Origin of the sequence: Pedobacter sp. BAL39 (assembly GCF_000170795.1) — a bacterium.
Taxonomy (GTDB): Bacteria; Bacteroidota; Bacteroidia; order Sphingobacteriales; family Sphingobacteriaceae; genus Pedobacter.
Genome location: NZ_ABCM01000004.1, coordinates 14327 through 28741, shown reverse-complemented (window position 1 = coordinate 28741; position 14415 = coordinate 14327). Strand labels below are relative to the sequence as shown.

At 44.2% G+C, this 14415-nt stretch carries 11 protein-coding genes; 9 read left to right on the top strand and 2 right to left on the bottom strand.

Annotated features, from left to right (window positions below):
* The first annotated feature begins 20 nt into the window (after positions 1 to 20).
* Positions 21 to 872, top strand: coding sequence for a hypothetical protein (locus PBAL39_RS06485; protein ID WP_008239572.1), 852 nt, complete (start codon positions 21 to 23; stop codon positions 870 to 872).
* A 114-nt stretch (positions 873 to 986) separates the two neighbouring features.
* On the opposite strand, the gene PBAL39_RS06480 is transcribed toward PBAL39_RS06485, so the two are convergent.
* Positions 987 to 2492 (bottom strand): acyl-CoA dehydrogenase family protein, encoded by a 1506-nt coding sequence (locus PBAL39_RS06480; protein WP_008239567.1) that lies wholly within the window; start codon positions 2490 to 2492, stop codon positions 987 to 989.
* A 251-nt stretch (positions 2493 to 2743) separates the two neighbouring features.
* Here PBAL39_RS06480 and PBAL39_RS06475 point away from each other — a divergent pair, with 251 nt between their 5' ends.
* Together PBAL39_RS06475 and PBAL39_RS06470 are read left to right on the top strand one after the other, a co-directional pair.
* Positions 2744 to 3349, top strand: coding sequence for a DUF2238 domain-containing protein (locus PBAL39_RS06475; protein WP_008239565.1), 606 nt, complete (start codon positions 2744 to 2746; stop codon positions 3347 to 3349).
* A gap of 342 nt (positions 3350 to 3691) precedes the next feature.
* Positions 3692 to 4537 carry a DUF6266 family protein gene (locus tag PBAL39_RS06470; protein WP_008239564.1) on the top strand — a complete coding sequence of 282 codons (846 nt, stop codon included), beginning with the start codon at positions 3692 to 3694 and terminating at the stop codon, positions 4535 to 4537.
* Between the two features lie 12 nt (positions 4538 to 4549).
* On the opposite strand, the gene bla is transcribed toward PBAL39_RS06470, so the two are convergent.
* Positions 4550 to 5440 carry a class A beta-lactamase, subclass A2 gene (bla, locus tag PBAL39_RS06465; RefSeq protein ID WP_008239563.1) on the bottom strand — a complete coding sequence of 297 codons (891 nt, stop codon included), beginning with the start codon at positions 5438 to 5440 and terminating at the stop codon, positions 4550 to 4552.
* A 165-nt stretch (positions 5441 to 5605) separates the two neighbouring features.
* Between bla and PBAL39_RS06460 the strand changes: the two genes are divergently transcribed.
* The 6 genes from PBAL39_RS06460 to PBAL39_RS06435 all read left to right on the top strand — a co-directional run bounded on the left by PBAL39_RS06460 (position 5606) and on the right by PBAL39_RS06435 (position 14364).
* Positions 5606 to 5863, top strand: a complete 258-nt coding sequence (locus tag PBAL39_RS06460) for a 4a-hydroxytetrahydrobiopterin dehydratase (protein WP_008239561.1) — start codon at positions 5606 to 5608, stop codon at positions 5861 to 5863.
* 381 nt (positions 5864 to 6244) lie between these two features.
* The gene (locus PBAL39_RS06455) at positions 6245 to 7603 is read left to right on the top strand and encodes a S41 family peptidase (RefSeq protein ID WP_157273932.1); all 1359 of its coding nucleotides are present in this window, start codon (positions 6245 to 6247) and stop codon (positions 7601 to 7603) included.
* Positions 7604 to 7704: 101 nt separating this feature from the next.
* Complete coding sequence (locus tag PBAL39_RS06450; protein WP_008239559.1) at positions 7705 to 8289, top strand: RNA polymerase sigma factor; 585 nt, start codon at positions 7705 to 7707, stop codon at positions 8287 to 8289.
* Between the two features lie 246 nt (positions 8290 to 8535).
* Positions 8536 to 9534, top strand: a complete 999-nt coding sequence (locus tag PBAL39_RS24565; protein ID WP_008239558.1) for a FecR family protein — start codon at positions 8536 to 8538, stop codon at positions 9532 to 9534.
* Between the two features lie 81 nt (positions 9535 to 9615).
* Positions 9616 to 12894: a TonB-dependent receptor gene (locus PBAL39_RS06440; RefSeq protein WP_008239557.1), complete on the top strand. Its 3279-nt coding sequence runs from the start codon at positions 9616 to 9618 to the stop codon at positions 12892 to 12894.
* A 60-nt stretch (positions 12895 to 12954) separates the two neighbouring features.
* Entirely contained in the window at positions 12955 to 14364 is a 1410-nt protein-coding gene (locus PBAL39_RS06435) for a hypothetical protein (RefSeq protein WP_008239551.1), read from the top strand.
* Positions 14365 to 14415 lie beyond the last annotated feature (51 nt).

Genomic DNA, 14415 nt, shown 5'->3' with positions numbered 1-14415 from the left:
TTTTAAAAAAAAATATTCAAATGAAAACAAGTAATAAACTATTGATCACATTTGCCTTCTTAGCGTTTCTCGTGCCGTTGAGTATCACTGCATATACTGCGAAAACCGGGTATGTCAGTGTTGATGAAGATAAGGCTAGGAACGAATCGAAAAATCACTTTGACAGTGCAACCAGCGGAATGACAAGTGTGGCAATCAACCGGCCTTTCAGCAAGCTGGAACTTAAAGATGGCATGATGAAATCCTGGACCTTCATCTTCATTAAAGATCAGCATACCGGTATTAAAATTTCGGATGGCTTGAAGGATTCGATCTCTGCGGATGTTGATGCGGATGGCACCTTACAGATTTCCTGGAAAGGTAAGCAGCCAAAAAGTGATTATGATATCTATGAAGTCTTTGTGTATGGGCCTGTGGTATCCGGTATTTCTGTGAAGAAAGTCAATAGAGTTGGGCTGGAAATGACTGCTGATACTTTGAACCTCAGTATGCGGGATGTAGTTAGTGCGGAACTGGAGGGAGCTTTTGACGTAGGACGGCTGAAAATAGATGCAAAGGGTGTAAGGGACCTGGCAATCCGCAGAAATCGGATGGAAACGCTGAGCCTGGACCTGGAGGCTACCTCTTTAAGATCCAGCCTGCAATCCTGCGGTTTCCAGCAAATTCATGCCTCAAACGAGTCCTCAGTGGTATTTGGTCTATATGACAGAGATAACCATAAAAATGTTGTTGACCGTCTGCAGATCGTGACCGAAGGGAAAGTTTCCCTGAGCATAGACGAAGAGATTGACCTGCATCAGATTAGCGGCCGGCTGTCTGATGAAACGACGGTCAGCATGCCGGTCCTTTATTTGAAAAAGCTGATGCACTAAGACACGTTGTCCGGTGATTATATCAAAAAAACGGCTGTCCGGTTTGATCCTCAAAAGGATGATGCCGGACAGCCGTTTGTATTTGTAATGTTTTAATCCGTTTTAAAAGCCCGGTTAGGCAAATGCCATCCAGGAGCTGTTGTCTGAATAATCTTCAACCACCTTTACTGTATTGTCGAAATGGAAAGCAGTAAGTATCGAAGCAACCTCTTGTCTCACTGTGGTAATACAGTTCTCTACCAGGTCTTTTCTGAAGCCTTTTTCTTCGAGCATGAGCACGTAACCGATGCAGATGACGCGGCCAAGTACCCTGCCCAGGTCAACCAGCTTACGCTGAGAAAGGTTCTCGCCGATGTTGAAGGACAGTTCTTTTCTGAAGTATTCGCAGGACTGTGCGGTTGCTTTGAAGTCTTTCAGGAAATCGAACAAGTTGTTCAGCTTTTGCTTTTTCATTGGTCTGGTGACCATCTCCGCGATCTGGGCATACAACATTTCATTCGATCCTTCAAAAATCTGGAATGGCCTGCTGTCCATGATGCCACGTCCACCAATGTGGCTCGTGCGGTAACCTTTAGAGCCCGATAGTTGTACGAGCAACTGTGCGGATTCCTGCATCAGGTCTGTGACGACCGCTTTCATTGCATTGGCATCCAGTCCTTCCATAGCCAGGTTGTGCTCAATACCGCTGATTTCACAGCTGCGTGCGCACATGGCTGAACAGATGGTATAGGCCGACTGCATTCTTGACAACTGGAACTGTACCTGGTCGATCCCCAGCAAGTTGCAGTTTCCGACAATGCGCTCCCTGCAATGTGTAATGGCCTCATCCAGCATCCTGGTGATGAAACCCATACCCATGCCCGGGAACTGCATCCTGCTGCGGTGCAGAATGTCGAGCATCATTTTGATACCTGTACTTTCCGGATTCAGCTTATAGTTTGCAGGAACGTTGACGTCCACTTTATTCAATCCATAAGGAATCATGTAAAGACCGGGGTTGTCGTAATATTCCTCCACAACAATCTGCTGTTTTGGCTGTGCCGTATCACAGATGAAGAAATCGATGTCGCGGCCAAGATCGCCGTTTGCCAGCTCCTTACGTGAAGCAATCAGCCAGTAGTCGGCCATGCCAGTCAGTCCCTGCCAGTGTTTGGTGCCTTCGATGTGGTAACCACCATCGATCTCCCTGTTCAGGGTTTTCATGTTCAGGGCGTCACTGCCATAGCTGGGCTCGGTAATCATCAGCCCACCCATATTCTGCTGCTCCAGGAAGCGGTCAAAAATTTCTTTTCTTACCCCTTCATCTGCATATTTGGAAATGGGCTCCAGAAACAGGGCGATGTTGATGCCGAAAGTTAGCGATAGGGGCAGCGATTCGTATGATGCTGCAGAAAGTACACCAAGGCATTCCTTGACGATACTGCCACGGCCACCATATTCTTTTGGAATGGCAACCGATAAAGGCTGCATATCCATAATACCTTTCAGTACCGATGGTGGCAAGCCTCTTTCCTGACTCAACAGGTTGATGTCTTCCTGTTCATGAAACAAGTGGTTTAAGGCCTGCTTAAAGTCCTTGATGAACTCGGAAAAACTGATATCAGATAATGTCATATACATAATCAAAATTTTTTAGGTTGATCCGTCATGACTAAATGAAGCTCATTTAATTGACGAAACGGGCAAGCTGTTCTTTGCCTAAATTAATCCCAAAGCTAACACTAGATTCCGATAATAAAAATGACTGCGGTCACCTCTTTTCAAAAAGAGCTAGTTTTTCTATTTCGTTATCTCAAATATCTCATAAATAATCCGCTGTAGTAGTAAATCGTTTCATTTTTATATCTTGCAGGAACGCAACGTTACCCCCAATGAAAAAACATCTGCTCCTGTTGTCCTTATTTATCTTCAGTGCCATCATTTCTTTCGTCGGATGTAGGGAGGTCTTTACCTGGTTTCTGGAATCTATTCCTGCTTTTATTGGTGTTTTGATCCTGTTGCTAACCTATCAGAAGTTCAGGCTGAGTGATTTCACGTACCTTATGATCCTGATCCATTGCCTCGTGTTGCTCGTTGGTGCACACTACACTTATGCAGAGGTGCCATTGTTCGACTGGTTGCGGGAGACCTTCGGACAATCCAGGAACAACTATGATAAGGTAGGGCATTTTGTGCAGGGCTTTGTGCCGGCACTGATAATCCGCGAAGTGTGCATCCGGAAAAATGTGGTGAACGGAAAAAAATGGCTTGCCTTTATTACTGTTAGTATTGCTTTGGCCATCAGTGCTTTTTATGAATTAATCGAGTGGTTTGTTTCCATCAATACCGGGGAGTCCGGTGATGCCTTCCTAGGCACTCAGGGTGACATCTGGGATACGCAATCGGATATGCTAACTGCATTGATCGGCGCCGTTATTGCTGTTTTGTTTTTTAGCAAAATACAGGAGCGCTCTATCCGCAATGCGCTCCTTTCATGAGAACATAGCGTTTAAACTAATCTTTTCAAAATTACTTCATTTGATTAACTGGCAATAGCCTTTATGGTATTGAACAACTGTTCATTGCTGTAAACGGTACCAGCATGCCGGCATGACCACGTTGTTAGCACGGCTAGAGTTAAGTGTTTATTGAATGATTCTTTAATAGAATCTAATTGGGGGTTGATAGGACTAAAAGATCTTTTAAGCTATTCTAAACACCTATTTAAATTAAATTTAATTTACATTTAATTATAGCTTTGGTATGGATCTGTCATGAAAGATTCCTATTTTGTGTTAAAATTAACAAGTACCTCATTTTAAACTTAAATCGAATTAATTATGGCAATAGGTAAAGGCCTGAATGGCCAATTCATCGGGAAAATAGGAAGGGTTGTATATTATATGTTGAACGGACAGTACGTCAGCAGAACCATTGGCGAGTACAATGGTAAACCCAGCAAAAAGCAACAGGCTAACTTTCAGGCCATGACAGTCACAATGGACTTCCTGCGCTGCATCAAGGATTTCGTAAAGGTCAGTTTTGAACTCGAAGCCCGTGGAACAACAAAAAACGCACATAACCTCGCTACATCTTACATCAAAAAACAAGCCTTACAAGGTGAATTTCCTAACCTGAGCATTGACTACAGTAAAGTCATCCTGAGCAATAGTAATGGCAAGGTATCCACTGCAGAAGACATTCATCTTGCAAAAACAGAAGAGGGAGTTGTGGTCAGCTGGAATCCGGGTGAGAAGACCTGGTATAGGGGTGCTGAGGAAGATGGTGTGATGATTTTGCTCTATTTCCCAGGTGTAAAAACTTCAAGGATGTATTTCAATGCCACCAAGAGAAGTGCTGGTAAGTATTTTATTCCATTGAATAAATCATTGCTGGACCAACCAATGGAGGCCTTTATGTGCTTCCGTTCTGCTGATGCAACGGAAATTTCCGACAGCATGTATGTGGGTAATCTGAATGGGCAGGTAGAAACGCCAAGAGCGCGGGAGCATAAAAAGAAGTATCGGGAAGTGAAAATGCGTTTTGACGTTGTTGAAGCCAGTTATATGGCACGTATAGAGGCTGAAGAAGGTATAATTCCAAGGGATAAAGCCTTTCGAAACCTTGAAAAGGAATATGAGGTGCTCAAAGAGAAGCTCAGTACTATGCCTGGAAAGCCCGAGTGATGTAACTGGTATTTATTTCAGGAAATAGTCCCAGGCGGTCTTTGCGATGTCAGAAATGATACTTTCATTGGTTTCACTGTTTTCTTTTGAGTTGGAGACAAAGACACTGATGAGGATGTGAGTGCCATCAGGCAGGGTAATGATACCGATGTCGTTCAATGCCGCAGTGATCCCCTTGTCATTAGTGCCCGAGTTGCCCGTTTTGTGTGCTACTGGTGTATTGAGGGGAAGCTGTCCTCTGAGTTGTTTTTTGCCGGTGGTTGTGGACAGCATGGTCTCCCATAGAAAGTTGAAGCTTTGTTTCGACAGGGTGTTTTGTTGGTAAAACAGCAGCAGTAAATCGGTTGCTGCTTTCGGGGTTGACCAGTTACTGAATTGTACCGGGTAAGATTGGTGCATCTGCTCTTCAGTAGCCTGAATGGAAACATCTTCGATGCCAAGCTTGTGGATGTAATTGTTCACTAGCTTAGGGCCGCCAAGCAAGCGTAAGAGTATGTCACATCCATTGTTGTCGCTTTGCGCCACAGTATACCGGATCAAGTCTGACAACGGCAGGTTCATCTCCCCCTCCGGATATTTTTCCCTGATGGGACTCCAGGTGCCTGGTAGCAGGTCGCTTTTTTTGATATAGATATTTTGCTGCAATTGCAGTTTACCCTTGTCTACCTGGTTCAGGACGGCCATGGCGATGTGAAACTTATACACACTCTGCATCGGGTAATGTTTGTCGTTATTGATGGTAAGAGTTTGTCCTGTCTCGAGGTGCTGAATCGAAATACCTACAGTTGCTTTTTTGCCAGACAACTGTTGTTTGATTTTTTGCTTCAGGATGCTGGTCTGGGCTGCAACATTGACTGAGTAAAATAATGTGAACGATAAAATAATAGGGGTGATTCTTTTCATCTGGATATTGGTTGGATGCAAATACTATAGATCAATGTGTTTTCGGGTGCTGTTTTTTCTTTTTAAAGATAGAAAACCAATCTTTAAAATTCAGGCTTGTCAAAATGAATTGAAACTTATCAATTGACCAGTTGTTTTTACCATCATACATAAACGTCATAAATTATGGATAATGTAGTTCAGAAACAATGGGAAGAGATCAGTCAGAAGCTTTATAAAGTATTGCTGTTTAAGGATTTTCAGGAGGCTTTTGCATTTATGGTAAGAGTGGCCTTGCTCGCGGAAAAAAGTAACCATCATCCTAGATGGACCAATGAGTATAATAAAGTAGAGATTTGGTTAAGCACACACGATGCTGGTGATGTGGTTACGGAGAAAGACTGGAAGCTGGCCAAACAGATTGATGACTTGCTCGAAATTTAAATGATATATGCCATGTTGTCTTAAGAGATAAAACCTGTGCTGACAGCAGCCCTTGTCAATAATTTCGATGGGTGCACAGGTGAGTATCGCCAACAGATAGGTATGCTATATTTTTAGTGTCCATGTGTTTAAATGTTGTGATGTAGCTTAATTTTACAAAACATTAATAATGAAGTTTTTATTTCTTAAAGATTTATTTACATTTGCAATGTCGATCACGGCAGAGATCGTCAATTTTAAATTAACTTGTTAAAAATCTTAGGGTTAGTCGTTGACTAGCCCTTCTTTTTTAGGGTTTGTTGTGTTTTTTTTGATGTTTAACATTAAGTTAATATCAGCAGCTCTTGCTTTCTGTATCTTTCGATGTTAAATACAGAAAAGATGAAAACCTCTCCCTCAGATCGCAGTCTTTCCTATTGTTTGGTTTTTTGTCTGCTATTGCTATCGTTGTGTGCATGTAAAAAAGATGACCGCCAGCCTGATTATCCTGCTGATACGAATGAATACCTGAATAGCTGGGTGTTGGACAGTATGAAAGTCTTTTATTACTGGAATACTGCCATTCCTAAAAAGCCGCTGTTGTCGATGGAACCACAGACATTTTTTAATAACATCAAAAATTCTGCAGACCGCTTTTCGCTCCTGGTCAATCCTTCAAAACCACTGACCTCAAATCCTACCCTATCTGCTGCATTGGGAATAGATATGATTGGTGTTGAAGTATCCGCGCAACCTCAATGCCTGGTTACCCTGGTAGTTCCTGGCGCGGAAGCCGACCAGGCTGGCATCCGGAGGGGTGACCAGGTGTTGTCGCTGAACGGGACTGCCATTACGGGACAGAACATCAGCACGCTCATCAATGGAGCTATTGCGCAGGGAAGCATTCGGATGACCTTTAAAGGAAGGTCCGGTGAGGTCAGTTACCGTTCTTCTTATCCTGCAGACAAACCTGTTTATGTGGCAAAAACTTTTGAGCGCAGCGGAAAAATGGTGGCTTATTTGTTTTTCAACACCTTTCGTGAGCATGCAATATCCGGTTTGCAAGCTGCTTTTTCAGATTTCCGTGCAGCTCAGGCTACTGAGCTGGTACTTGACATGCGTTACAATGCTGGGGGAGAAGTAAATATCGCAGCATTGTTAACTGCATTGATTGCGCCTGTAAAAGGGAGTGACATTTTTGCGGAATACAGGGGCAATTCCAGGATTGGTAATCAGCGTAATACCTTTGATGAGACGCTCTCGGCAACTGGAACCACTGTTGCACAACTTATCCCTTACCGGCTTCCGCTAAGTAGGATATATATCCTTACCGGAGCTCATACGGCTTCTTCAGCGGAGCTGGTGGCCAACGGTCTTTCCCCTTATCTTTCTACGGTACGCGTGGGGGGGCAGACTTTAGGTAAGGATATGGCATCGTTTGAAGTGAAAGACATGCGCAACCCGAGGGTGGTGACTTGGGTGATCCATCCTCTTGTTTATAAACTCTTTAATGCAAATGGAATAGGCAATTATACGGCTGGATTAAGGCCGGATATTGCAGTCAACGAACTTGAACTACTGCCGCTTAAACCTTTTGGAGATCCCGAAGACCCATTACTGAGCCGCGCATTGTTCGACATTACAGGTGTTTCGGCCAAGTCATCATTACGATCTGTCCCGAAGCCAACGCCGGCGAAGGTATTTTACGATTCCAGGAATTCGACAGACGAAAACGCAGGTATGGTCGTCATACACCGATAAATCTGAATTTAATTGTTTTTCACAAGGGAACCATTATTTAATATGAAGTTAACCTATCCGTTAAACTAAATCGGTCTATTTGAAGTGTTAATGCTTATCATATGCTTGGACAAATTGTTATTCAGCGATTTAGAGAAGGTGACGCTTCAGCTTTCAGAAAAATTTATCATTGCTTTTACAACGACATCTGGTCTGTGTGTTTTAAATACAGTCGGAATGAAGAGGTTGCGGAAGAACTTACTCATGATGCCTTTCTGATATTATGGCAGAAACGTGAGCTGATTGATCCTGAACAGGGCGTTAAGGCGTATCTTTTTAGTATTGCAAGACATGAGGTCTTTCGATGGTTAAAAAAGAATGCACTGAATGCTGTGTTTAAGGCGGAGCATAAGGTACAGCTGTTGAACGATCAGCGCAGTGTACGCCAGGACATTGCGATAGATGCTGCGCTTGATCTGGCGCGGATGAAGACCTTTCTGGATGGCTTCCCCCCGAAACGACGTAAAGTGTTTGAACTCATCAAATTTGGGGAGCTCTCCTACAATGAGGTAGCAGAGCGGTTGTCCATTAGCAGAGATGCTGTAAAAGATCACATGGTGAAGGCCAATCAGTCTATCCGTAAGCTGAACAGTACAGGCGAGTTTACCTACGGTTTTATCCTTTTTGCATTTCTTTTCTTTAGTTAACATTTCTACTACTACTCTTTTTCCTTTGATGATCGCAGGCTTTCAGGTGCCATTTTTTTGCGACAGGCTGATTTTTTTCACTTGGTGAGTTCTTCCCGGCACCGGGACTAGTACTTCATATTGCAATGATTTCAGAAAAGTAAATGATTTTTTTGTTGCCGGACTACCCTACTTGCTCCCGGAAGTACTATACCTCTATAGCAGCCAGATGGTAATTGTGATCAGCCTGCTGAAAGACAAAGAAAAATGGACTATTTAAGAAAAAAGGATTTATTCAGGAGGTACAGTAAACGTCGGCTTAATGAAGCTGAGCTGAATGAATTTTTTGAATTGTTGCAAAGCGGAGCGCTGGATGCTGACTATGACAGGCTGATTGCTGAGCTTGAAGAAGAAAGTGCGGAGGCCCGGTTTGTGCCGTCTGCGGAATCAAGGACACGTGTAGGAAAGAGACTGAACAAGTACATTCAGGCTGATAGAAAAAGGCATACGCTAAAATGGCTTTGGCAGGCCGCTTCTGTAGCGGCTGTATTGCTGATCATTGGTGGAGGATACAGGGTGTGGCAGGAACAGGAGTTTCTTAAGCTGACCCGGACATACGTAACAGTGAGCGTACCTGTAGGCAATATGAAAATTGTGGAGTTATCGGATGGAACAAAAGTGACGTTGAGCTCAGGAACGGTCTTCAGGTACCCTAAGAAATTTACAAGGAATGCCAGAGAGGTGTTTCTGGAGGATGGGCGTGGCTTCTTTGATGTCGCAAAGGACAAAACAAAGCCTTTTACCGTTCGTTCTGCGAAACTCGCAACGACAGCCCTGGGGACTTCATTCATCGTACAGAATTACAAAAAATATGGATACGAAAAAATCAGCCTTTATACAGGAAAAGTGAGGATCGCCCATAATGACGATGTAAAGGACGGAACTGTTATCCTCCATCCCGGTCAGGAGTTTGAACAGGACAGCGAACATCGTCAGGATGCAGTTAAATCCTTCTCATTGGCCAAAGATCCGATGACCTCTGGTACTTTGAAGTTCAGTAAAGACCGTCTTGATGAGGTGCTCTACAATATTGCAGCTTACTACCATGTTCAGCTCCAGTTTAATCCGGAACATTTCAGGAGGATGTATGTAACCGGCTCTTTTCAACAGGGAAATGCCAAAGAAATTTTACGCTCCATCGCTTTTACCCACCACCTAGTTATTAAAGATGTAAACCAAACGACTTATTCCATTATGAAGAAATAGATACCCGCAAAGGAACCAAAACAAATAAAGAAACACCAATCCGGAAATCCGGGAAGAAGAAAACAATATTTAGAAAACTACATGGACTTAATAAACCCGAAACGGGGAAAACTAATACTGATCAACACATATATCGTGATGTTACTCATCGTCATCTCCAGTCTGCCGCTTTATGCGCAGGCGGGTGCGGGTGTCGAAAGAAGGGTGACGCTGAAGTATGCGAAAATATCTGCCGCAGCATTGTTGAATGACCTTGCCCGACAAAGTGGATTTGACATCAGCTTCAACTCTTCGGAGTTTGAAAAACTGGAGGTCAACCATATTGAATACAAGGATGTGCCTTTGAACTCAGTGTTGAAGGACCTGGAAAGAAATACACGACTGGTATTTCTGGTCTCCAGTAACCATATTTCTGCCAGCATAGACCATAAGAAGGTGATCCAGCGTCAGCAGACCGGCCGCATTGCTGGTAAGGTTGTTGATGACCGGGGGGAAAGCCTGCCAGGAGCGAGTGTCAGGATTCTGCCGCTGAATAAAACCATGCAAAGTAGTGTGGATGGCAGTTATCAGTTTAATGTGGCAGAAGGCACCTACAGCATTGAGGTCAGCTACATCTCTTTCCAAACTAAACGTGTTACGGATGTTGTGGTGAAAGCTGGCCAGCTCAGCAAGCTGGATGTTGTGCTGAAGGCTGCGGCTAATGCGCTCCAGCAGGTAACCGTGACCGGAAGTTTTAAGAAGGAATCTGTTGCGGGACTGTATGCCCAGCAAAAAAATGCAGCATCCATGACAGATGGCATTTCGTCTGAACAGATCGCGCGTACACCGGACAATAACGTAGGGGCAGTACTAAAGCGGGTGAGCGGTGTGAATACCATTGACAACAAATATGTAGTGGTGCGTGGTATGGCCGAGCGTTACAACCAGGCAATGGTGGATGGTATTGCCGTTCCGAGCACAGACCTCAACCGGCGTAATTTTTCCTTTGACGTGGTGCCTGCAGAGCTGGTAAGCAGTGTGGTCGTAAATAAAACAGCTACACCAGATGTCTCTGCCCAGTTTTCCGGAGGACAGGTAACGGTAAATACGCTCGCCATACCGGAGTCCAACTTCATGTCTGTAACGGCAGGAACGGGCGGCAATACCCGCAGTACGGGTAAGGACTTTCTTCAGGTAGGTGGCCGTGGTAAATACGATTACCTTGCTTTTGATGATGGCGACAGGAAGCAGCCTAAAGATATCAAATACTGGGTTTTCCCAGTGAGGGGTATTGGCAATGACAATCCGGAGGCTTATGAACCAACGGCTTTGGAACAAAGTAAACGGTTCAATCCGAATGGGTTCAGGTTGTACAACGAAACTGCAAGACCAAACCAAAACTACCGCTTCGCACTGGGTCGGTTATACGACCTCAATGAACATACAAAGATTGGTTTTGTGACAGGGCTGACGTATAGGAATGCACAGGAGACGAATGATTACCGCACAACGAGAGGGTATGGTCATGTGAATGTGATTGATACGGATACGGCAGGCGTCGGTAAGGTTTCGAAATTCAGCAGCAGCCTGGGTGGAACTATTAATGCGGGTGTTCAGGGTGAAAAGTATAAGATCAGCGTCAGAAACCTTTACACCAGAATGTTTACCGATGATGCTTATGGTGTCTACAAAAGACAGGATGACGACCTGGGAAGTAAGCAGTATTCGATCATTGTGGATCCCGTATTTACGAATATCTTACAGAATAAACTGGAAGGCGAACATAAGCTGACAGAAGATGGCCTCTTGCTGGACTGGAATGTGGCCCGTACTTCAGTAGGGCAGGACCATAAAGACCTGCGCAGATTTACCTATGGACTGACCTCCGTTGTTGATGGTCAGGAGATTTATCAGACGCCTCTGCTGGCAAACAGCAATAATCTTGGGACTGGGTTTGACTTTGATTACCGTGTGTGGACGCATGTTAAACAAACAGATTATAACTGGGGCCTGAACCTTAGTCGGCCTTTCTCTTTCCTGAAAGACAAAAGCCTTGTTAAAATAGGCTATGCGGGTTGGCATAAAAGCCGTGAGCAAAATACGCTGTTGGTAAATCTTTATTCTGCTTATACAGGTCAGTTTTTTGACTTGTATAGTCCTTACGAGGTCGTGTTGGCTCCCGAGAACCAGGGCTGGGCTCAGAACAAAGGTTACTATTTTGCAAATGCAGAGAATAGTGGCGACCAGTATAAGGGGTCATCTAAGTACCATGCGGCTTACCTGATGCTGGATCAGCGGTTTTTTCAGAAACTGAGAATAGTATATGGTGTAAGGGCTGAACATTTCGACTCCAGGAACGATCAGCTGTCCGAGTTGGAAAAACGAAGACGTTTCGGGGAGCAGTTTCCGGGGCAACCTTACACAGGAACAGGGTTAACAGAGACGTCAGAACGAAACTGGAAGTATCTCCCATCGGCCAACCTGACCTACAGCCTGACAGAAAAGATGAACTTCAGGGCTGCATATTCCATAACAATGATCCGCCCTGATTTAAGAGAGACTGCCACAATGGCCTTTGTCGACCCCCTGCTGCGTGGAGAGATTTCAGGATCAAATCTGATCAGTACCAGAATCAGGAATTATGACCTGCGTTATGAGTGGTATCCAAAATCAGGCGAGATTGTGAGCATCAGTGGATTCTATAAAGATTTTGATGATCCTGTAGAATTAATGAAGACCAATAACCTGAATAAATATTATTTCACCAATCAGAAGTCGGCTTATAATCTAGGAGTGGAGATGGAGTTCAGGAAATCACTTGATTTTCTTGGCGATCAGGAATGGCTGAATAACCTGAGTCTGTTTGGAAATGCCACGATAATGAAATCAAAGGTGACGATTGTTGGTGAGAACGTGATCCAGGGTGAGCCGGGTACAGCTCCTACAATTGAAGCCTTCGATCTGGAAATCAAACGTCCGCTATTTGGGCAGTCTCCCTACATTGTCAATGCCGGGATAAGTTATAACGCAAAAACCTTTGGTGTCAACGCTTCATTTAACCGCTCAGGATACCGCACCTACACTGTAGAAGATGAACCGAATAACATAGAGTATGAAAACGGGCGTAACCTGGTGGATCTGCAGTTGAGTAAAAAGTTATTTAAGCAAAAGGCTGAGCTGAGGCTTAATATCAGCAATCTGCTTGACGATGCTTCTGCTTTTTATATCAACGCAGATGGTTATGATATCAGCGAAGACCGTAAGCAGGCAATTGCCAAGCCGGGAAAGAGCGATAAGTATGATCGCAGCGAGGGAGACATAGTGACCCATCGGATTAAGTATGGAAGGACAGCCAGTCTGTCTTTTACCTACAATTTTTAAAAATAGACATTAAGAAACTGTACATAAAAGTTCAATTATTAACAAGTTAAATTTAAAACAATGACGATTTTTAAAAAAGCAAGTTTCCTCGCTACTGCTGCCGCGGTAATGATGTTTGCACAAAGCTGCAAAAAAGGTCAGGAAGGTGACAACAGAAACCTTACTGCTGGTGCCCTGGCCATAGTGCACATCCCAACGGATGCACTGGGTAGAATAGTACCCAACTCAGGAACTACACTGACACTTTCAGCAGGTAATACCTATCTGCTTGATAGCGTTACACGTGTTCCTTCAGGTTATTCATTGGTGATTCCTGCCGGAACTACAATTCAGACAGGAACGGCTAAGACCTACACTGTGACAAATCCTGAAAATCCTGCTGATGTCCAAACAAGGAGTATAGCTGGTGTATTGGTTGTTGAAAAAGGAGGTAAATTGTTTGCAAATGGTACGTCAAGTGCCCCTGTTGTGTTTACTGCTGCTACTGCAAGTCCTGCCCCCGGTGACTTTGGTGGTGTTGTCCTTTTGGGTAATGCACCTACAAACAAAGTAAACCCACAAATTGAGGGTCTGCCTAAAGCACCTGTTGCAGGTGGCAATACCTATGGCGGTACCGTTGCTGCTGATAATTCAGGTTCTTTAACTTATGTAAGGATTGAATATCCGGGAGTCCCATTGTTTACTAATCAGGAAATCAATGGCTTGACTTTAGGTGGCGTTGGTTCTGGAACTGTTTTAGAGCACATCCAGGTTTCTTACAGCGCGGATGATTCATTTGAATTCTTCGGAGGTACCGTAAATGCAAAATATCTGATCGCCAACAGTGGTGATGATGATGATTTCGATTTCGATTTTGGATATTCAGGAAACATTCAATTTGCTGTGGGACTGAAAGATCCTACCACTACACACAGCGTAAGCGGTGGTGCTTCTGATGCCAACGGAATTGAGTCTGATAATGATGCAACCGGCTCAACAGCTACTCCGACTACACGTCCTACCTTGTCTAACTTCACTTTGCTGGGTTACTCTGCGAATGCTACTTCATTGCGTAATGGTAACCGTTGGAGAAGAGGATCGTCACTGATCATTAAAAACTCCGTGATCGGTGGATTCCCAGGTGGTGCTGCCTTTGAAACGGTAAATGCTACCAGTGCGAACTTCAGTTATAATGCACTTCATGCATTTACTTCACTGTATCCTGCTGGAACTGCTCCTGCTTTCGTAAGTAACGTAACGACATCTTCTGTGCTTACAGGAGTCGGAACTGCACTCGGGCTGGGTGCTGCTCCTTTTTATACTTCTGCTGCAGCTTACAATGTAAATGCTTTAAGGCCAATTGCTGCTCCTGCAAGCGCTGGTGCTAACTTTACTGGATTGCCAGCCTTCTTTAGTGCCACAACTTACCTTGGTGCTGTTGCTCCTGCATCGTCATCCAACTGGGTTGCTGAACCATGGGTAGTATTGTAAACCATTAAAAAAATATATGTACAGTAAGCACTGTCTGCTCATCGGGCGGAC